Source organism: Streptomyces sp. NPDC043861, from assembly GCF_056435905.1.
Window position 1 is genome coordinate 102,698 of record NZ_JBWKDP010000005.1, and the last position, 19,732, is coordinate 122,429.

General features: G+C 70.2%; 19 protein-coding genes. 6 read left to right on the plus strand and 13 right to left on the minus strand.

The features are described from left to right. Positions 1-213 precede the first annotated feature (213 nt). The 3 genes from AC068D_RS14025 (at position 214) to AC068D_RS14035 (ending at position 2,596) form a co-directional block, all read left to right on the plus strand. Positions 214-1,023: an NAD-dependent epimerase/dehydratase family protein gene (locus AC068D_RS14025; RefSeq protein ID WP_478823255.1), complete on the plus strand. Its 810-nt coding sequence runs from the start codon at positions 214-216 to the stop codon at positions 1,021-1,023. Between the two features lie 56 nt (positions 1,024-1,079). Continuing rightward, the gene (locus tag AC068D_RS14030; RefSeq protein WP_478823256.1) at positions 1,080-1,310 is read left to right on the plus strand and encodes a hypothetical protein; all 231 of its coding nucleotides are present in this window, start codon (positions 1,080-1,082) and stop codon (positions 1,308-1,310) included. Between the two features lie 80 nt (positions 1,311-1,390). Next, a complete protein-coding gene (locus tag AC068D_RS14035; protein ID WP_478823257.1) occupies positions 1,391-2,596 on the plus strand; it encodes a TerD family protein in 1,206 nt (401 codons plus the stop codon). A 403-nt stretch (positions 2,597-2,999) separates the two neighbouring features. Here the strand turns inward: AC068D_RS14035 and AC068D_RS14040 are convergent, their stop codons facing one another. From AC068D_RS14040 to AC068D_RS14050, 3 genes are all read right to left on the minus strand, one after another. Further along, on the minus strand, positions 3,000-4,583 hold the full coding sequence (locus AC068D_RS14040) for a TROVE domain-containing protein (RefSeq protein ID WP_478823258.1): 1,584 nt from the start codon (positions 4,581-4,583) through the stop codon (positions 3,000-3,002). 498 nt (positions 4,584-5,081) lie between these two features. After that, positions 5,082-6,548: an alkaline phosphatase PhoX gene (locus AC068D_RS14045; RefSeq protein WP_478823259.1), complete on the minus strand. Its 1,467-nt coding sequence runs from the start codon at positions 6,546-6,548 to the stop codon at positions 5,082-5,084. A 559-nt stretch (positions 6,549-7,107) separates the two neighbouring features. Continuing rightward, a complete protein-coding gene (locus AC068D_RS14050) occupies positions 7,108-8,649 on the minus strand; it encodes a hypothetical protein (protein ID WP_478823260.1) in 1,542 nt (513 codons plus the stop codon). 210 nt (positions 8,650-8,859) lie between these two features. Between AC068D_RS14050 and AC068D_RS14055 the strand changes: the two genes are divergently transcribed. Continuing rightward, the gene (locus AC068D_RS14055; RefSeq protein WP_478823261.1) at positions 8,860-10,710 is read left to right on the plus strand and encodes an endonuclease/exonuclease/phosphatase family protein; all 1,851 of its coding nucleotides are present in this window, start codon (positions 8,860-8,862) and stop codon (positions 10,708-10,710) included. 201 nt (positions 10,711-10,911) lie between these two features. On the opposite strand, the gene AC068D_RS14060 is transcribed toward AC068D_RS14055, so the two are convergent. Then, on the minus strand, positions 10,912-11,556 hold the full coding sequence (locus tag AC068D_RS14060) for a hypothetical protein (protein WP_478823262.1): 645 nt from the start codon (positions 11,554-11,556) through the stop codon (positions 10,912-10,914). 194 nt (positions 11,557-11,750) lie between these two features. On the opposite strand from AC068D_RS14060, the gene dapA reads away from it, so the two are divergent. After that, entirely contained in the window at positions 11,751-12,677 is a 927-nt protein-coding gene (gene dapA, locus AC068D_RS14065; protein ID WP_478823263.1) for a 4-hydroxy-tetrahydrodipicolinate synthase, read from the plus strand. Here the strand turns inward: dapA and AC068D_RS14070 are convergent. The 4 genes from AC068D_RS14070 to AC068D_RS14085 form a co-directional block, all read right to left on the minus strand. Continuing rightward, complete coding sequence (locus AC068D_RS14070) at positions 12,662-12,865, minus strand: hypothetical protein (protein ID WP_478823264.1); 204 nt, start codon at positions 12,863-12,865, stop codon at positions 12,662-12,664. The two genes, dapA and AC068D_RS14070, sit on opposite strands and share 16 nt — an antisense overlap. A gap of 93 nt (positions 12,866-12,958) precedes the next feature. After that, complete coding sequence (gene dapD, locus AC068D_RS14075) at positions 12,959-13,948, minus strand: 2,3,4,5-tetrahydropyridine-2,6-dicarboxylate N-succinyltransferase (RefSeq protein WP_478823265.1); 990 nt, start codon at positions 13,946-13,948, stop codon at positions 12,959-12,961. Positions 13,949-14,289: 341 nt separating this feature from the next. Further along, positions 14,290-14,832, minus strand: coding sequence for a TetR/AcrR family transcriptional regulator (locus AC068D_RS14080; protein WP_478823266.1), 543 nt, complete (start codon positions 14,830-14,832; stop codon positions 14,290-14,292). Continuing rightward, positions 14,832-15,152 (minus strand): DMT family transporter, encoded by a 321-nt coding sequence (locus AC068D_RS14085; protein WP_478823267.1) that lies wholly within the window; start codon positions 15,150-15,152, stop codon positions 14,832-14,834. Before AC068D_RS14085 ends, AC068D_RS14080 begins: the two co-directional genes overlap by 1 nt. A 114-nt stretch (positions 15,153-15,266) precedes the next feature. Here AC068D_RS14085 and AC068D_RS14090 point away from each other — a divergent pair, with 114 nt between their 5' ends. Then, the gene (locus AC068D_RS14090; RefSeq protein WP_478823268.1) at positions 15,267-16,418 is read left to right on the plus strand and encodes a DUF7847 domain-containing protein; all 1,152 of its coding nucleotides are present in this window, start codon (positions 15,267-15,269) and stop codon (positions 16,416-16,418) included. Here the strand turns inward: AC068D_RS14090 and AC068D_RS14095 are convergent. The 5 genes from AC068D_RS14095 to sufC are packed head-to-tail and all read right to left on the minus strand — an operon-like array spanning position 16,408 to position 19,731. Then, positions 16,408-16,773, minus strand: a complete 366-nt coding sequence (locus AC068D_RS14095) for a VOC family protein (RefSeq protein ID WP_478823269.1) — start codon at positions 16,771-16,773, stop codon at positions 16,408-16,410. The genes AC068D_RS14090 and AC068D_RS14095 overlap by 11 nt on opposite strands. Before the next feature lie 58 nt (positions 16,774-16,831). Beyond that, on the minus strand, positions 16,832-17,227 hold the full coding sequence (locus AC068D_RS14100) for a metal-sulfur cluster assembly factor (protein ID WP_478823270.1): 396 nt from the start codon (positions 17,225-17,227) through the stop codon (positions 16,832-16,834). Continuing rightward, positions 17,224-17,688 (minus strand): Fe-S cluster assembly sulfur transfer protein SufU, encoded by a 465-nt coding sequence (sufU, locus tag AC068D_RS14105; protein ID WP_478823271.1) that lies wholly within the window; start codon positions 17,686-17,688, stop codon positions 17,224-17,226. Before sufU ends, AC068D_RS14100 begins: the two co-directional genes overlap by 4 nt. Positions 17,689-17,701: 13 nt before the next feature. Then, a complete protein-coding gene (locus tag AC068D_RS14110; protein ID WP_478823583.1) occupies positions 17,702-18,967 on the minus strand; it encodes a cysteine desulfurase in 1,266 nt (421 codons plus the stop codon). Further along, positions 18,967-19,731 carry a Fe-S cluster assembly ATPase SufC gene (sufC, locus tag AC068D_RS14115; protein WP_478823272.1) on the minus strand — a complete coding sequence of 255 codons (765 nt, stop codon included), beginning with the start codon at positions 19,729-19,731 and terminating at the stop codon, positions 18,967-18,969. Before sufC ends, AC068D_RS14110 begins: the two co-directional genes overlap by 1 nt. Position 19,732 lies beyond the last annotated feature (1 nt).

Consider the following 19,732-nt stretch of genomic DNA (forward strand, 5'->3'; position numbering starts at 1 on the left):
ACATGGACAGGGAGGGCGTGGAGAGCAGACGCTCCAGGGCGCCCTCGCCGCGCAGGGCCGAGGAGACGACCCGCAATTGACCGAAAACCGCAACCGGGGCGCGAATCGACCGCGCGGGCAGGACACTTGACGGCACCGGGACGTTCGCCGGAGCGTCCACGCCTGTCAACGCCGTGTACGGCCGTCGTGATTCCGCATCGAGGGGACCCACCCATGCCCGCACCCCGCACCGTCCTGCTCACCGGCGCAGCCGGCGGTCTCGGCACCCTGATGCGGGGGCTGCTGCCCGCGTACGGCTATGAGCTCCGCCTGTTCGACGTGACACCCATCGAGGGCGAACCCGGCGCGGTCATCGCCGAACTCGCCGACAGGAAGGCGCTGCACCGGGCCGTACGGGGTGTCGACGCAATCGTCCATCTCGCGGGCATCTCCCTGGAGGCCCCCTTCGAGGAGATCATCCGGTCGAACGTCGAAGGCACCCACCACCTGTACGAGGCCGCCCGCGAGGAAGGCGTGCGGCGCATCGTCTTCGCGTCCAGCAACCACGCGGTCGGCTTCACCCCACGTCCACGCACGGGCGATGCGCTCATCCCGGTCGACACGCCCCGGCGCCCCGACACCTACTACGGCCTGTCAAAGGGCTTCGGCGAGGACCTGGCGCAGCTCTACTGGGACCGGCACGGCATCGAGACCGTGTCGGTCCGGATCGGGGCCTGTGAAATGGAGCCCAGCGATGTGCGCATGCTGTCCGTCTGGCTGAGCCCGGGTGACTGCGGCCGTCTCCTGCACGCGGCGCTCACCGCGGAGGCCATCGGCCATACGGTCGTGTACGGATCGTCGGCCAACACCAGGCTGTGGTGGGACCTTTCGGCGGCGCGTGCCCTCGGGTACGAGCCCCAGGACGACTCGGAGCAGTTCGCTCCGAAACTCGTTGCGGAACAGGACGAGCTGGCCCCCGACAACCGGGCCCATGCCTATCTGGGCGGGCAGTTCGTCACGGACCCGCCGATGTGGCCGCGCTGACCCGGACCTGTGAAATTCGGATGCGCGGCGCAGGGGAGACCGGGAGGATGCGGGCCATGCCCAGACCATCCGGTTTCCGATACGAGCGACGCGGCGACGGCACCGTCACCATCACCCACCACAACCGTGCCGCCGGCACGCTGCGCGGTGGCCGAGCAGACAAGTTCCTGGCCGAGGTGGAGTCGGGAGACGACCAGCTGGTGATGGCCCGCTGGACAGGTGCCTACCGGTTCGGCAACGAGCGGACGGCCCGGATGCACCCGAGAAACCGGTCCGGCCGGGGTTGACCTCGGCCGGACGGCCGACCGGGCCGACCGTTCGGCCGAAGGTAAGGGAACGGCAAAGCCGCTTCGCTCGTTGCCCAGGCATGACAGCTATGACCCCCGGCTCGAACATCCCCCTGACCGCCGTGCGCGTGGCGGTGGACGTCGCCGCCCCGGTGCGGCTCGACGTCTCGGGCCTGCTGCTCACGGCCGACGGCAAGGTGCGCTCGGACGACGACTTCATCTTCTACAACCAGCCCACGGGCCCCGGTGTGACGTACCGGTCCGGCGGGGGCACGGCGCCCGACGCGATCATCGTCGACACCGCCGCGGTCCCGGCCGGTATCGAGAAGATCGTGGTCACGGCCAGCCCTGATGCCGCAGGCCAGAGCTTCCAGGGCATCGAGCCCACAGCCACGGTCCGCAACGCCGACGACAGCTCCGTACTGGCGACCTTCACACCACCACGACTGGCGACGGAGACGGCGCTGGTGATCGTCGAGATCTATCTGCGGAACGGCGCGTGGAAGGCCCGCGCGGTCGGGCAGGGGTATGCGAACGGGCTGGCGGGTATTGCCACCGACTTCGGGGTCTCGGTCGAGGACGAGCAGGCCGCAGCGGCACCCGCGGCCGCTCCGGCGCCCGTGCCCACCCCAGCCCCGGACCCGCGCGTGGCTGCACCGCCCGCTCCGGCGGCGGCACCCGCGGCCGCCACGCCCGCGCCCGGCACCGGGAAGATCAATCTGGACAAGGGCCGCGTCAGTCTCCAGAAGAACCAGACGGTGTCCCTGGTCAAGGGCGGCCGGCCGCTGCTCTCCCAGGTCAAGATGGGTCTCGGCTGGGAGCCGGCGTTCCGCGGCAAGGACATCGACCTGGACGCGTCCGTGATCGCCTACGGCCCGCAGCGGAACCATCTGGACAGCTGCTACTTCGGAAAGCTCTCCATCCTGGGCGGCGCGATCAAGCACTCGGGCGACAATCTGACCGGTGAGGGCGCGGGCGACGACGAGGTGATCGTGGTCGATCTGGGCCGGCTTCCGGCCGAGGCGACGGGTCTCGTCTTCACGGTCAACTCCTTCTCCGGGCAGAAGTTCACCGAGGTCGCGAAGGCGTACTGCCGGCTGATGGACGCCGCGACGGGCGAGGAGCTCGTCCGCTTCGACCTGACCGGTGCCGAACCGCAGACCGGGGTGATGATGGCCAAGCTGATCAGGCAGTTCTCCGGCGAGTGGGAAATGACTGCGATGGGCGAGTTCGTGAAGTCCCGCACCGTCCGCGGCATGGTCAAGCCCGCGGCCCAGTCGCTCTAGGGTCTTTCGTCCGGATCAGGCCGGATCGGTGAGCGGGGCACACGAGCCCGGCAAGATCCAAACGAGAGGCCCCAGGTCCTGTCCGGGCGGCCTGCCGGGAAGCTCGCGGCGTCCGGCACCCCCGGTCTCCCCGGGCCCGCCAGGGCCGAGGGGAAGCATCGCAAGGCGGTGGGGGCACCCCCTGGCCCCGGCGGGGGTGCCCCCCACCGGCCGGAGGCCGGGGGAGATCACCCTCGTACCGGATGTACTCGCGTGATGCGACAACGCAGCACGGGTGCACCTGCCGGCAACGGCCCGGAGGGGGGTTGTGCAGGGCGTCGCGAGCCGGTGAACCTCTCCGGCGCACCGCGCACCAGCGCGCGCCCCTGGTCCCCGGCCGCCTCGGGGCGGCCGGGGACCAGGGTCAGGCGGTGAGCCAGGGCCAGTGCGCGTTGCGGCCCGCCTCCAGCAGCGGAACCATCCGGAAGGCCGCGTCGGTCAGGCCTCCGAAGGTATGGCGGTTGCCCTCACCGGAGGGGCCGTGACCGGCCCGGTACCCCGCCAGGTTCCAGGTGTAGACGGGAATGTGCGCCGGGACCTGGGCGGTCGGATCGCCGTGGTGGCTGTACATCGCCTGCTCGTCGGTGACGATCAGCACCCGGTCGTGCTTCTTGTAGTGCCTGCGGACCGCCTCGGTGGTGTTGGTGCCGCCGAGATCACCGAAACGCCCGAGCACCTTGAGCACGGACTCGCCCTTGCGGTACTTCACACGGGCGCTCGTGGTGCCGAACTCGACCAGATCGGCGTCGGCCGCCCGCATGGCCACGGCAGAACCGAAGATCGCTGCCGCGTCGGCCCGGTTGAGCTGCGAACGGTCCGACAGCGGTGCCCACATGGAGCCCGATCGGTCCACCAGGATCAGCGTGCGGCCGGGCAGCGCGGGTACCTGGGCGAGCGAGTGGCCGAGTGCCTTCTCCAGCGCGTAGGACCAGCGCAGCGACGGCGCGTGCTGGTAGGCCGCCAGATAGCGGAACGGGAACTGACGCGAGGCCGCGACGACTTCCGGATCCGATATCTTCGCCGCGATGTGCGCGGCGGCCTCGTCCGAGACCCCCGCCTCGTCGAAGTTCCGCAGGTTGCGGACCAGCGCCATCGCGCCCATGGAGGGAATCACGGCCTCCCATGCCGCCGCGTCCATCGGCCCCTGCAGCCAGCCCGCCAGCACCTCCCAGGTCATCCCTGCCTCGGCCAGCCGGGCCGCGCCGTCCGGTCCGGTGACCACGGCACGCCGCTCGGGCACCGGCAGTGCCATCAGCGCCCGGTGGGCCGTGAGCACCCGGTTCGAGCCGGGCGGGAGGGCCGTGTCCGGGTGGTACCGGCGGTCGAGTGCGTACTGGAAGAGCTCGCCCTGCCAGGGCTTCTCCGGGTCGGGCGAGGCGTGCACCAGATTGAGGATGTCACCGAAGCGGTAGCTCCTGGCGGCGGTGTCGTACTTCAGCAGCGACTTGCCGTTGTACAGACGGCGTACGGCATCGGCGATTCCGCGCTTGACGGGCTTGGGCACGGCCCGCCCGTACCTCGAGGTCCAGTAGCCGAGCAGCTCGCCCGGCTCATCGGCGCGTCGCAGCACGGAGGCGATGACCTGCCGGTTCGCCGGGCCCTCGGTGGCGCCCGCGTCGAGGCGGGCCTTCACGTACTCGGCGGCGCCGACGAGCGAGGCCGTACGCATGTTGGCATCGCCGCGCAGCCATCCGAGCAGACCGGCGGTCCACTCGGGGTCCTCGACGGCGAGCTTGCGGACGAGCGCGGCGAAGCGGTTGTCACGGGCGTCGCCGGACTCGTGGAACGTCTGCTGCGAGACGAAGTTGGCGACGGCGAGCAGGAAGAGCTCGGACCGCGCGTCGCGCTGCGCACCGACGCCGCCCTGATGGGTGACGGTGCGGCCGGTGGAGCGTACGGGCGAGGTGCCCCCCGCTCGACGCGCGGCGCGGGTGTTGAAGCGTGCCATGTGAATTCCCCCGAATTCGATGTGAGTCGGGGAGGCACAGCACCAAGAGACGATGACGGGGTGCCCGAGTTCAGAGGTCGGCGACGGTCCATACAACTGCTGCTCTACCCGATTGAGCTACACGTCCCGAGGACGTGACGGGACTCGAACCCGCAACCGGCGGTTCCCCATGAAGTATCCGTTGCCTGCGCACCGGGCACGCTCGTCAATGCTGAGCCTCCCGAGATCAAGGTGACGGCGGTTGGATTTGTTTGAGAGACAAGTAACCGCAGTCTGCGCACCGGGAGGTGCATGAAGTTGTGATGTCCAGAGGACAGTTCGGCGGAACCGACGTGTTGGTGCTCTGGCCCCTGAGCTACACCGGCCTGAGTACCGGTGACGGGACTCGAACCCGTGGCCTCCCCATTATGAGTGGAAGTAGGTCCTGCCTGCGCACCTGGACATGCATCACTCTAGGAAGACGGGCCGAGTCCGCGCCACGGGTTTTCCGGCGGGCGGTCAGCAGGGACGCAGGCGCTTCCACGGGCCGGTGATGGCGACCATGATGCCGGGGTCCTGGATGTTGGCGAACAGTGTCCGTCCGTCGGGCGAGAAGACCACACCGGTGAACTCGCTGTACTCCGGCTCCTCTTCGGTGCCCACGTTCAGGTCGTTGCGGGCGATCGGGTAGATGCGGCCGCGCTCGGTGGCGCCGAACAGGTGCTGGACGCCCTCGCCGTCCTCGGCGATGATCAGACCGCCGTAGGGCGAGACGGTGATGTTGTCGGGACCGTCGTACGCACCGTCCTTCGACGGGTCCGCGTTGACGCCCAGCAGCACCTTGAGGGTGAGGGTCCGGCGCCGCGGGTCGTAGAACCAGACCTGGCCGTCGTGCGGCACGCCCGGGCTCTCGTCGCGGGCGTACGAGGAAACCATGTACGCGCCGCCGTCCGCCCACCACATGCCCTCGAGCTTGCGCGCCCGGGTGACCCGGCCCTCGCCGAACTGCTGACGCACCGCAACGTCCTTGCCGTCGCGGTCGGGGACGTCCGTCCAGTCGACGCCGTAGACGGTGCCGATGCGGGTGGCCCGGGACAGGTCGTCGATGTAACGGCCGCCCGCGTCGTAGCACGTGGGTGCCTGCAGGACACCGGCGTCGTCGGGGAGGTGGCGCAGTCTTCCGCGGCCGTGCCGGAAGCCGGTGGGCGGCACCCAGCGGTAGAAGAGTCCGTTGGGGCCGGCGGCGTCCTCGGTGAGGTAGACATGGCCGCGCTTCGGGTCGACGACGACGGCCTCGTGGTCGTAGCGTCCGAAGGCCTTGATCGGCTTGGGGTGACGGTTGGCCCGCCGGTCGTACGGGTCGACCTCGAAGACGTAGCCGTGGTCCTTGGTCATACCCTTCTGGCCGGCCCGGTCGGAGTTCTCCTCGCAGGTCAGCCAGGTCCCCCATGGGGTGCTGCCGCCCGCGCAGTTGGTGGACGTACCGGCGATCCCGACCCACTCGGCGGTACGGCCGTCGTGATGGGTCTCCACGATGGTGCAGCCACCGGCCGCGGCCGGGTCGTACACGAGTCCGTCGGTGAGCGGGACGGGGTACTCCCACTTGGAGCGGGCGCCCTTGAGCTCGTGGTTGTTGACGAGCAGCGTGACTCCTCGGCGGCCCTCGAAGGCGGCGGTGCCGTCGTGGTTGGACGGGGTGAACTCGCCCGACTCCAGCTTGGTGACACCGCTGTGCGTGATGACGCGGTACGAGAATCCGGCGGGCAGGGCGAGGATGCCCTTCGGGTCGGGGAGGAGGGGACCGTAGCCGGGGGCCTTCTCGTGGCCGCGGTCGTTGCGGGCGGTCTCCGCCGCCGTCTCCTCGATGGTGTCCTCGGCGGCGAGCGCACCGGGTGCGGTGGCCAGTGCGCCGACGGCCCCGGTGAGGGCGACTCCCGCGCCGGTGAGCGCGGACTGTCTGGCGAATTCCCTGCGGCTGAGCGGCATCGCGTTCTCCTGAGGGGCTGCTGGTGGCGTGGGGCGTGGAGTTCTGGCGGTGCGAGTCTGCGGGGCAACGCTCCCGCTCACGCATGAACGGCGGTTGAACGCTGCGCGACATCGCTCCGCACCGAGGAGTCCGCTTCCATGAATCGATCCCGCACCGTCACCGGGGCCCGTCCGCCTCCCTGTTCGCCTCGACGGCCGGGACAGGGAGCGGTCCGCGCGGGACCCCGCGGCGAAGCCACGCAGAGGCCCACGCGGCACCCTGGGGCGAAGCCCCGGCAGGGGCACATGAGTACCGACCGCCGGAGAACGCGGCTGCGCTCCTCGACAGAGGTGGGATGCCGGACCCCGTCGTGGAAGGCCGCGCCGCGGAATGGGGCCTCACCGGGCGGCCGGGCCCGGGCGACGCCGGACCTCCCGCGAAGCGATCCGGGCGTCGCCCGGCGGACTGCCCCGAAAACCGATCAGGGGACATCGCACCTCCAGGGCGGACGGCCCCGGGTGCGAGGTTCCGGTGGGTGTCCCGCGGTGCGGCACGGGGGCGGTCCGGTGGAAAGGGCGATCAGGTCCCCGGCTTGGAGCGGGCCTTGAACGCCGCCTTGCGCGCGTCCTTCGCCGTCTTCTTGTCCCGGTGCAGCCGGCCCATCGCCTCCAGCACATCCGCCGTCGCGGGATGGTCCACCCGCCACGCCGCGTCGAAGAAGCCGCTGTGCCGCCCGACCAACCCCTCGACCAGGTCCTGGAGTTCCTCCAGGTCCCCCTCGGCGTCGAGCTGCGCCGCGATCGTGTCGACGGCGAGCCAGAAGATCATCGCATCCGGCGGCGCGGGCACGTCCACGGCACCCCGCTCGGCGAGCCACACCCGGGCGAGCCCGCCCAGCTCCCGGTCGTCGAGGACGTCCCGGACGGCGGGCTCGGCGTCCGCGCCGAGCAGCGAAAGCGCCTGCTGGCAGTGGAGCCGTCGCAGGGGCGCACGCAGGTCCGTACCGCGTGCGGCGGCCAGCAGTTCCCTGGCCGCGGCCGGCGGTTCGCGCCGGTCCAGCCATTCGACGGTCTCGGCACGCGCCGATGCCTCCGGGTAGTGCGCCACGCCGTCGAGCAGCGCGTCCGCCCCCTTGTCGGCGAGGTCACCCACGGCAGGAGCCGCAACGCCTGCCTCCAACAGGCGGGCCCTGACCCCGTAGAGCCCGAGCGGCGTGAGCCTCACCAGCCCGTACCGGGAGACGTCCTCCTCGTCCGCCGCTGCCACGGCCGGGTCCGACTCCGCCCCCTCCTCCACCATCAGCGCCTCGTCGACCGGCCGGTACTCCACCAGACCGATCGGCTCCAGCAGCTGGAACTGGTCGTCCAGCCGCATCATGGCGTCCGAGACCTGCTCGAGGACCTCGTCGGTCGGCTCGCCCATGTCGGCGGGGACGACCACCGAGGCCGCAAGTGCGGGCAGTGGCACCGGCCCACCCCCGTGGCCCCCGGGACGGGAAGGGCCGCCGCCGCCGCCCGCCGCGGCCTCCTCCGACACGGTGAGCAGATACAGATTGGCGAGGACACCGTCGAGGAAGTCCGCCTCCGCCTCGGTGTCCCAGTCGAGCGCTTCGAAGTCGATCTGCCCGTCGTCGCCGACGACATCGGCAAGATCGTCCAGGACCGGGGAGATCGCGTCGGCGAAGACCGCGTCGAAGGCGTCCTGCCAGAGCGCGAGCGTGTCCTTCGGGCTGCCTCCCGTGATCAGCGGCAGATTGCCGCCGGCGGTGACCAGGCCCGGTTCACCGTGCTCAGCCCCGCCGCCGGGCCCCTCCCCCTCGCTCTCGTCGTCGGGGCCGATCACCTCGACAAGGCCGGTGTCCACGGCGATCCGCCACGCCTCGCTCGCCTCCGCCGCTCCGTCCTCGTCGGCGGGCAGCCCCAATACCTCTGCTGCCGCGGGAAGTTGTTCCTGGGCGAGCACTCCTCCCGCACCGACCGTCGTCTCCGGACCGGCCCATCGTGCGAGGCGCACGGCCCGGGACAGCAGCGGCGTGGAGAGTGCGTCCCGCGCCAGCTCCGCATCCGAGTGCAACCGTACCGGCGGCAGGGCGGGGCGAACGGCGGGGCGGTCTCCTGACATCTGGTGGCTCTCCTCGGCTCGCGCGTGCCGGCTGCGGGCGACCGGCTCAGGGCGGCCCCCAGCGTAGACGCATTTCACCGCATGCCACCCAGTTCATGTACCCGTCAACCGCCGTATACCTGACAGCTCTTGACAACTCCCATCCTCACACAAGAGATTGACGCGCGTAGATACACGAGCCACCCCCTAACCCTCATCCGGAGTTCTCCGATGCCTTCGATACCGAGATCCGCAGCCGTCGCAACCGTCGTGGCCACCGCTCTGGCCACCGGGCTGCTCGCCGGCTCCTCCTCGGCCGCCGCCGACGCCGACACCACGGCCGACACCACCGGCGTACGCATTCACGACGTCCAGGGCACCACCCGTACGAGCCCTCTGGTCGGACAGCAGGTCAAGGACGTCGAGGGCATCGTCATCGGCGTGCGCGCGTACGGCTCCTCGCGCGGTTTCTGGATGCAGGACCCGCAGGCGGACGCGGACCCGGCCACCAGCGAAGGGCTGTTCGTCTTCACCGGCTCGGCCCCGACCGTCGCCGTCGGCGACGCCGTCAAGGTCTCGGGGACGGTGGGCGAGTACGTCCCGGGCGGTCTGAACTCCGGGAACCAGTCCCTGACCCAGATCTCCAAGCCCACCGTCACCGTCGTGTCCTCCGGCAACGAGCTGCCCGCACCGGTCACCATCACCGCCAGGACCGTCCCGTCGGCGTACGCGCCCGAGGGCGACCCGGCCGCCGCCAACAGCATCAATGCGCTGCCGCTGAAGCCGGGCTCGTACGCCCTGGACTACTACGAGTCCCTCGAGGGCAGCAATGTGCGCATCGGCACCTCGCGTGTCGTCGGTGCCACCGACCCCTACTCCGAGCTCTGGGTCACGGTGAAGCCGTGGGAGAACCCGACCTCGCGCGGGGGTGCGCGCTACGGCTCGTACGAGTCGCAGAACACCGGCCGGCTGCAGATCCAGTCGCTGATTCCGCTCGCCCAGCAGCCGTTCCCCAAGGCGAACGTCGGCGACGTGCTGTCCGGGACGACGGAAGGCCCGCTGGACTTCAACCAGTTCGGCGGATACACGATCACCGCCCGGACCCTCGGCACGGTCACCGACCGCGGGCTGGAGCGCGAGTCGACGCGTCCGCAGCACCGCGGCGAGCTCGCGGTCGCCACGTACAACGTGGAGAACCTGGACCCGACCGACCCGCAGGAGAAGTTCGACGCGCTGGCGAAGGCGGTCGTCGACAACCTCTCCTCCCCCGACATCCTCGCCCTGGAGGAGATCCAGGACAACAACGGTGCCAAGAACGACGGCGTCGTCGCCGCGGACGGTACGGTCAAGAAGTTCACGGACGCGATCGTGGCGGCCGGCGGCCCGGCGTACGAGTGGCGCTCGGTCGACCCGGAGAACAACAAGGACGGCGGCGAGCCCGGCGGCAACATCCGCCAGGTCTTCCTGTTCAACCCGGAGCGGGTGTCCTTCACCGACCGCGCCGGCGGCGACGCGACGGCCGCGACCGGTGTCGTGAAGGAGAAGGGGCGCGCAGCGCTCACGCTCTCCCCCGGCCGGATCGACCCGGCGAACACCGCCTGGGAGAACAGCCGCAAGCCGCTCGCGGGCGAGTTCGTCTTCCGCGGCCGCACGGTCTTCGTCATCGCCAACCACTTCGGTTCGAAGGGCGGCGACGAGGGCCTGACCTCGCACCACCAGCCGCCGGCCCGCTCCTCCGAGACCAAGCGCCTTCAGCAGGCGCAGGCCGTCAACACCTTCGTCAAGGACGTCCTCAAGACGCAGCGGAACGCCGATGTCGTGGTCCTCGGCGACATCAACGACTTCGAGTTCTCGGCGACGACGAAGGCGCTGACGGACGGCGGGGCGCTGTACCCGGCGATCAAGTCCCTGCCGCGCAGCGAGCGTTACTCGTACGTCTTCCAGGGCAACAGCCAGGTTCTCGACCAGATCCTGACCAGCCCGTCGATCTGCGACTTCAGCTACGACAGCGTGCACATCAACGCGGAGTTCGCGGACCAGAACAGCGACCACGACCCGCAGGTGCTGCGCTTCCGCCCGTAGCCGCCCGCCGTCCGCTGCACGCCCGCGCTCCCACTGAGCGCGGGCGTGCAGCGCGTTGCCCGGCTGGTCTCGGGCCCCGGGCGGTGCAGCACGGGCACCCGTGCGGTGCGCCACTTCGACGACCGTCCAGGAACCTCGACCGAGGTCGAGGTCGAGGTCGAGGTCAAGGTCAAGGTCGAGGTCGAGGTCGACAGCGAACCGTCAGCCTCCTGCCCCGACGTCGTTGTTCGGAGCGCCGTCGCCGACGGGCGGAAGATCTCCGCGCTCGACCGGAGCGGTCGGAGCCGATCGCTCCTCGGGGAGGATCTCGTCGAGTTCGCGGTCGTCCGCCCTGTGGGCGGAGGAGGCCGCTGCGCGCAGGGTGGAGCGGTCCACCTGGGAGCGGTCGGCGGCGACACGGACGACATGGCCGTCCTCGGCCCGGGCGTATTCATGACGGGAGCCCGCGGTGCGGTACCAGGTCCGCTCGCCGTCCGGCTCGCACCGGACCTTCACGGGGTCGGCGTGGTCGACGTGCGTGGAGGGGCAGTTGGCATCACCGAGGCTTCCCCGGTCGACGACGAGCCGGATCTGGGCGGCACCGCCCGATGCCGGTGTGTAGGTGCTCTGGAAGCCGTCGTTCCCGGACGGACCGAGGGACTGCTTCGCCAGCTCGAACCCCGGGATTCGGGTGACGTAGATCAGCTCCATGGCGGACTCCAGGCTCCGGGCCCTCGCCTCCAGTGCGGACCGATCGGGGGCCGGGGCGGGGGCGGGACCGGCTGCGCCGACGGTGGGCTCCGTACCGCAGGCGGCGAGGACGAGCAGCAGGGGAAGCACGGCGGAGACGCGCAGTGGACGGATCATGATGCCATCCTGCCCTCGCCGGGCGCGCGTTGGCGTCCGTTCGCACCGCTCACATCCCGCCCCGCCCCGTGACGACGGCCACACGGCCCTCCCCCGGCGCCCCCTCGACCACGCCCCTCCCTCAACCATCTCTTGCCCTTGATCCCCAGAAGATCTCAGTGGACCTTCACCATGGGGCCGCGGAGAATCCGTTCATGACTGCGGACACGACGACGCCACGCACGCGCCCCCGTCCCTTCGGCCGCGCGCTCTGCGCGATGATCACGCCTTTCACCGACCTGGGCGAACCCGACCTCGACGGCGCCGGGAAGCTCGCCGCGCACCTCGTGGCCGAGGGCTGCGACGGCCTCGTCCTGAACGGCACCACCGGCGAGTCCCCGACCACGACCGATGCCGAGAAGACGGCGCTCGTGCGAGCCGTGCGCGAGGCGGTGGGCGACGGGGTGAGCATCGTCGCGGGAGTCGGCAGCGCGAGCACCCGGCACACGGTCGAGCTGGCCCGGTCCGCCGAGGCAGCCGGCGCCGACGGCCTCCTCGTCGTCACCCCGTACTACAGCCGGCCCCCGCAGCCCGCCGTCGAGGCGCATTTCCGGCGGGTCGCGGATGCGACGGGGATTCCGCTGATGTTGTACGACATCCCCGGCCGTACCGGCACACGGATCGCGCCGGAGACGATGCTGCGCCTGGCTTCCCATCCGCGGATCGTCGCCGTGAAGGACTGCGCGTACGACCTCCTCGGCACCACCAAGGTGATCGCCCGGACCCCGCTCGCGTACTACTCCGGCAGCGAGGAGATGAATCTGCCCCTGTACGCGCTGGGAGGCGCGGGTTTCGTCAGTACGGTCGCGAACGTGATGCCGCGCCACATGCGCGCAGTGCCGAACGCGTTCGACGCGGGCAGGACGGCGGAGGCCGCACGACTCAACCAGCGGTTGCTCCCGCTGACCGAGCTCATGATGGCGGCGGGGCTGCCCGGCACGGTGACCGCCAAGGCGCTGCTGAACGCGCTCGGCCGGCCGGCCGGGCCGGTCCGGGAACCCCTGCAGCCCGCCGACCGTGAGACGGTCGACGGGCTGCTGGCGGCGTACGAGATGGCCTCGGCGGCTCAGTCCTGCACATAGGTCGTACCGAGGACGGCGGCGTGCTCCAGGACGTCCTCGAGCGGATCGTCGACCTGCCCGGTCGAGATCAGCGAAACGGCGGGCGCGTTGTGCGAGTCGGTGTGCGTCTCGTCGGCGGACGCGGTGCCTGTCTGCAGCGCCGCGGCCATGAGCGCCAGCGTTCCGAGCACGGCCGGCCTGGTCTTCATAGAGGGTCCTCGCATTGACTCTTCGTCCGACTGCATGTCTGCCTGTTCATCTGCTCGGCGGCACCACAGGTTGCGCACAGTCACACGGACGAGTCAGTTGTGGCTGTGGAGCACCTCGTTGAGCCCGCCCCAGACCGCGTTGTTCGGGCGGGCCTCGACGGCGCCGGTCACCGAATTGCGGCGGAAGAGGATGTTCGACGCGCCGGAGAGCTCACGCGCCTTGACGATCTGACCGTCGGGCATCGTGATGCGCGTGCCGGCGGTGACGTACAGCCCGGCCTCGACGACACACTCGTCGCCGAGTGCGATCCCGACGCCTGCCTCGGCACCGACCAGGCAGCGCTCGCCGATGGAGATGATGACGTTCCCGCCGCCGGAGAGGGTGCCCATGGTGGAGGCGCCGCCGCCGATGTCGGAGCCGTTGCCGACGACGACGCCCGCGGAGATCCGGCCCTCGACCATGGAGGTGCCGAGCGTGCCTGCGTTGAAGTTGACGAAGCCCTCGTGCATCACGGTGGTGCCCTCGGCGAGGTGGGCGCCGAGACGGACGCGGTCGGCGTCGGCGATCCGGACCCCCTTGGGGGCGACGTAGTCCGTCATCCGCGGGAACTTGTCGATCGAGGTGACCTGGAGGTGCAGGCCCTCGGCGCGGGCGTTGAGCCGGACCTTCTCCACATCGTCGACGGCGACCGGACCGAGCGAGGTCCAGGCGACATTGGTGAGCAGCCCGAAGAGGCCGTCCAGGTTCTGGCCGTGCGGCTTCACCAGGCGGTGCGAGAGCAGGTGCAGACGCAGATAGGCGTCGTGGGCGTCCAGCGGCTTGTCGTCGAGGGAGGCGATGACCGTACGGACGGCGACGATCTCGACCCCGCGGCGGGCATCCAGACCGATGGCCTTGGCCGCGCCCTCACCGAGCAGGCCCGCCGCCTCGTCGGACGTGAGCCGCTCGGTTCCGGCCGGACCGGGCTCGGCGGAGAGCTCGGGAGCGGGGAACCAGGTGTCGAGAACGGTGCCGTCGCCGGCGACGGTGGCAAGCCCGGCGGCGACGGCGCCGGTGGTGCGAGGAGCAGTGGTGTCGGTCATGAGGAGAACCTAACCGGCAGGGCCGCGCCCGGGCGAACCGGTCTCATGTGCCGGTCCGGGATGCCACGCGATGCCCCGTGCCGGCCCGTGCACTGCCGGCCGGCTGCGCGTGGCGGCCGAAGGCGCGGGCGGGTGGGCGGCCGAGGGCGCGGGGCGGGTGAGTGGGCTGCCCCGGCCCGGCGCCTGAGGACGCCCCTCGCCCGTGGTGTCCGGACGACCATCCGGCCACCGGTCCTCCGGCGGGCGCCGTACCGTCACCCGGATCCCGGATCCCTCCCGGATCCCGGATCCCGGATCCCGGATCCCGCCCGTCGGCCGGGGCACCGGCGCCACCCGGTCCGTCAGCGCAGCACCCGCGCGAGCATCTCCCGCGCGTACGCCTCGTCGTAGTCCGCGCCCGTCAGCAGCACCTGCAGACAGATGCCGTCCATCAGCGCCACCAGCGCCCGCGCGGTGACCGCGTCCGTCCTGCGGGCGAGGATGCCGGCGACCCCTTCGGTCCACTCCGCCGCGACCGGCCGCAGGGCCGGGCGCCGCAGAGCGGCCAGATAGAGCTCGTACTCCAGCTCCACACCGGTTCGCTCCCCGCCGAGCCACTGCCCCATCAGCCGGGCGAGCTCGTCGGGGAGGTCGGCCTCCGGGTCGGTGAGGGTGCTGCTCTCGCGCAACGTCCTGCCGAAGCCCTCGTTCGCCTCCCGCAGCGCGGCGATGAGCAGCTCGTCCAGGGAGGCGAAGTGGTACGTCGTCGAGCCGAGGGGCACATCGGCCTCGGCCGCGACCGCGCGATGGCTGAGCCGCGTGATACCGCTGCGCCCCGCCACCCGGATCGCGGCCTCGATGATGCGCTGCCGCCGGTCGGGGTCGTAGCGCCTGCCGCGTCCCATCAGTGCGCACCACCGAGATTGAGCACGACGACACCGGCGACGATCAGGACAATGCCCGCGATCCTGGCGAAGCTCAGGGACTCGTTCAGGAAGAGGATGCCGATCGCGGCCACCGCGGCGGTGCCGATCCCGGCCCAGATCGCGTAGGCCGTGCCCACCGAGAGCGTCTTGAGCGTCTGCGCGAGCAGCGCGAAGGCGAGCACATAGCCCACCACGGTGATCAGCGAGGGCCACAGTTTGGTGAAGCCCTCGCTGAACTTCATGGCCGTCGTGCCTGCCACCTCTGCCGCGATGGCCGCAGCCAGCAGTCCGTATCCCATGTGTACGAGGGTACACAACGATGTGTACGAACGTACGCAACGTTGGCATGTCCCGGCCCGCTACCGTGTCCCGGACAACCAGGGACGAGAACAGGACACACGGGGGGTCTGAGGATGTCGGAGAACTTGGGGTGGGGCCCGTACGGCGGTGCGCCGGGATGGGGCGGCTGGGCCCCGCCTCCGCCACCCAAGCCCGGGGTGATACCCCTGGGGCCGCTCACGCTCGGCGACATCCTCAGCGGCTCGTTCACGACGATCGGCCGCTACTGGAAGCAGCTGATCGGCATGGCCCTGGCCGTGTACGGAGCCGCGATCCTGGCCGTCGTGGTCGCGTGCGCCATCGCGTACTCCGCGGTCAACGACGACTTCCGGGCCCTGGTGGACACCGCGCCCGGATCGGACCCCAGCTGGGACGAGGGCGCCTCGCTGCTCATCGCCGTCATCTCCGTGTGGCTGGTCGCCGTGCTGTCGATGGTCCTCGCGGCGGCGATGCTGCAGGCGGCCATCCCGGCGGTCCTCCAGGACGCGGTCCTCGGGCGCCCCACGACCTTCGGCACCGTATGGCGCCGGGCCGCGCGGCGGATGCCCGCGGTACTCGGGGCCACGTTCCTCAGCGGGCTCGTCGCCCTCGTTCCGGTGGCCCTGGCGATGCTGGCGTTCGTCGGGACCATCCTCGCCCTGACCGGCCAGGACGACTTCGCCGGGGCGGGCGGATTCGCCCTGCTCGGCTTCCTCGGCGCCCTGGCGACCGCACCGCTCGCGATCTGGCTCTGGGTGAAGTTCACCTTCGCCCCGGCCGCCGCCGTCTTCGAGAACCAGGGACCGGTCCAGGCGCTGCGCCGCTCTGCCGCGCTGGTGCGCGGCGACTGGTGGCGGGTCTTCGGAATCTCGCTGCTGGCGTATCTGATGGCAGCGGTGGTCAGCACGATGCTGCAGTACGCCGTGAGCATCCTGGGCATGTTCCCCGGCATGTTCGGCGCATCGGCCATCGACGAGGACGACGGCGTCACCGCGGTGATCGTCGCGATGAGCGGCTACCTCGTCATCACTCTGGTGGGCCATCTGGTCGCCCAGATCATCGTGTCGACCGTCCCCTGCGTGGTGAACGGCCTGCTCTACGTCGACGAGCGCATGCGCAAGGAGAACCTGGCCCCGACTCTGGCCGAGGCGGCGGGAACACCCCTGCCGACGGACCCGCCGATGCCCTACGGCTCCTACGGGCCGCCCGGCCCGACCGCACCCGGGGGTCCGCCGGTCACTCCGTGAGTGACCTCTTGGGCCTCAGCACGCAGAACTCGTTCCCCTCGGGATCCTCCAGGACCACCCAGCCCACGTCCGCGCCCTGTCCGACGTCGGCCCTGCGGGCTCCGAGCGCGAGGATCCTCTTCACCTCGGCGGCCTGATCGTCGGGTGTGAGATCGATGTGCAGCCGGTTCTTGGCGGTCTTCCTCTCCGGCACCGGCACGAAGCACATGCCCGGCATCGCGAACTCATCGGCGCCGATGACGATTTCGTCCTCGGCCTCGAAGAGCACCCGCCAGTCGAGGACCCGGCACCAGAACCGTGCAAGGCGCGGCAGATCGTGGGCGTCGACAACGAGGTGGTACATACGAACGGCCATGTCCGCCAGTGTGCCTGGCGGACATGGCCGTCGTCGGGTCTCCGGATCTGCCGGGATGTCAGACGTTGAAGCCCAGGGCGCGCAGCTGCTCACGCCCGTCGTCCGTGATCTTGTCCGGACCCCACGGCGGCATCCAGACCCAGTTGATCTTCAGCTCGCTGACGATGCCGTCCGTCGCCGACTTCGCCTGGTCCTCGATCACATCGGTCAGCGGGCAGGCCGCGGACGTCAGCGTCATGTCCAGCGTGGCGACATTGGAGTCGTCGATGTGGATGCCGTAGATCAGCCCGAGGTTGACCACGTCGATGCCCAGCTCGGGGTCGACGACGTCGTACAGGGCTTCGCGGACCTCCTCCTCGGAGGCCTTCGTGCTCGTCGGCGTCGCGGCCTTGGACGAGAAGGTCTCCTCGTCCGGCCAGTCCTTCTCCGCCGTGGTCTCGGGGTTCTCGGTCATACCGTCTTCCTTTCGGCGCTCTCGCCCAGGGCCTGGGCGGTCGCGTCCTTCCACGCCATCCAGCTCAGCAGGGCGCACTTGACCCGTGCCGGATACTTCGAGACACCGGCGAACGCGACCGCGTCCTCCAGTACCTCCTCCATCGCATCGTCCGGCTCGATCTGCCCCTTGGACTGCATCAGCTCCAGGAAGGTGGACTGGATCTTCTGTGCTTCGGCCAGCTCCTTGCCGACGAGCAGCTCATTGAGCACGGAGGCGGACGCCTGGCTGATGGAGCAGCCCTGGCCCTCGTAGGAGACGTCCTCGATGAGCGTGCCGTCGTACTTCACACGGAGGGTGATCTCGTCGCCGCAGGTCGGATTGACGTGGTGCACCTCGGCGTCGCCGTCCCGCAAGCCCCGCCCGTGCGGGTGCTTGTAGTGGTCCAGGATGACGTCCTGGTACATCGAATCAAGCTTCACGCGTCAAAGTCCCTCATCCGAAGAAGTTGCGGACGTGCTCCAGGCCGTCGATCAGTGCATCCACCTCGGCCGGCGTGGAGTACAGATAGAACGACGCCCGCGTGGTCGCAGGAATTCCGTACCGCAGGCACACGGGTCGGGCGCAGTGGTGGCCGACCCGTACCGCGATGCCCTGCTCGTCGAGTACCTGGCCCACGTCGTGCGGATGGATGTCGCCGAGCACGAACGAGATCGCCGCGCCGCGGTCCTCGGCCGTGACCGGGCCGATGATCCGCAGGTCGGGGACTTCCTGGAGACGCTGGACGGCGTACTCCGTGATCGCATGCTCATGCTGGGCGATCTTGTCCATGCCGATCGAGGTGAGGTAGTCCACGGCTGCGCCGAGACCGACGGCCTGCGCGATCGGAGGCGTACCGGCCTCGAACTTGTGCGGCGCGGGGGCGTAGGTCGACGAGTGCATCGACACGGTCTCGATCATCTCGCCACCGCCCAGGAACGGCGGGAGGTCCTCCAGCAGCTCCTGGCGGCCCCAGAGCACGCCGATGCCGGTCGGACCGCACATCTTGTGCCCCGTGAAGGCCACGAAGTCGGCGCCCAGCGCCTGGACGTCCAGCGGCATGTGCGGCGCGGCCTGCGAGGCGTCGACGAGGACGAGCGCGCCGACCTCCTGCGCACGGCGGACGATCTGTTCGACCGGGTTGACGGTGCCCAGGATGTTGGAGACCAGCACGAACGAGACGATCTTCGTCTTCTCGGTGATGATCTCGTCGATGTTGGACAGGTCGAGGCGGCCGTCGTCGGTGAGGCCGAACCACTTCAGCTTCGCACCGGTGCGCTGCGCCAGCAGCTGCCACGGCACGATGTTGGAGTGGTGCTCCATCTCCGTGATGACTATCTCGGTCTCGTGGTCCACGCGGTAGGGCTCGTCCGCCCAGCCCAGCATGTTGGCCACGAGGTTCAGGGACTCCGACGCGTTCTTGGTGAAGATCACCTCGTCGCGGCTCGGCGCGTTGATGAAGGCGGCGACCTTGTCGCGGGCGCCCTCGTACAGTGCCGTGGCCTCCTCGGCGAGCACATGCACACCGCGGTGGACGTTGGCGTTGTGCTGTTCGTAGTACTCGCTGAGCACGTCGAGCACCTGGCGCGGCGTCTGCGAAGTCGCCGCGTTGTCCAGGTAGACGAGCTTCTTCCCGTCGTGCAGGACACGGTCGAGGATCGGGAAGTCCTTGCGGAGCGCCTCGGTGTCGAGGAGGCCGGGGAGCCCCTGGCGGGGATGGATCACGCGGATACGCCACCCTTCGTGTATGCCTCGTAGCCTTCGGCCTCGAGCTTGTCCGCGAGCTCGGCGCCGCCGGACTCGGCGATACGGCCGTTCGCGAACACATGGACGAAGTCGGGCTTGATGTAGCGCAGGATGCGCGTGTAGTGCGTGATCAGCAGGGTGCCGACCTCGCCGGTCTCACGGACCCGGTTGACACCCTCGGAGACGGTGCGCAGGGCGTCGACGTCGAGGCCGGAGTCGGTCTCGTCCAGGATCGCGATCTTCGGCTTGAGAAGCTCCAGCTGAAGGATCTCGTGGCGCTTCTTCTCACCGCCGGAGAAGCCCTCGTTGACGTTGCGCTCGGCGAAGGCCGGGTCCATCTGGAGACGCTCCATGGTCTCCTTGACCTCCTTCACCCAGGTGCGCAGCTTGGGGGCCTCGCCGCGGATCGCGGTGGCGGAGGTGCGCAGGAAGTTGGAGACCGAGACACCCGGGACCTCGACCGGGTACTGCATGGCGAGGAAGACGCCGGCGCGTGCGCGCTCGTCGACGGACATCTCCAGGACGTCCTCGCCGTCCAGGGTCACGGAGCCATCGGTGATCGTGTACTTGGGGTGGCCCGCGAGAGAGTAGGCGAGGGTCGACTTGCCGGAGCCGTTGGGGCCCATGATGGCGTGGGTCTCGCCCTGCTTCACGGTCAGGTCGACGCCCTTGAGGATCTCCCGGGGGCCGTTCTCGGCCTCGACGGAGACGTGCAGGTCGCGGATTTCAAGCGTTGCCATG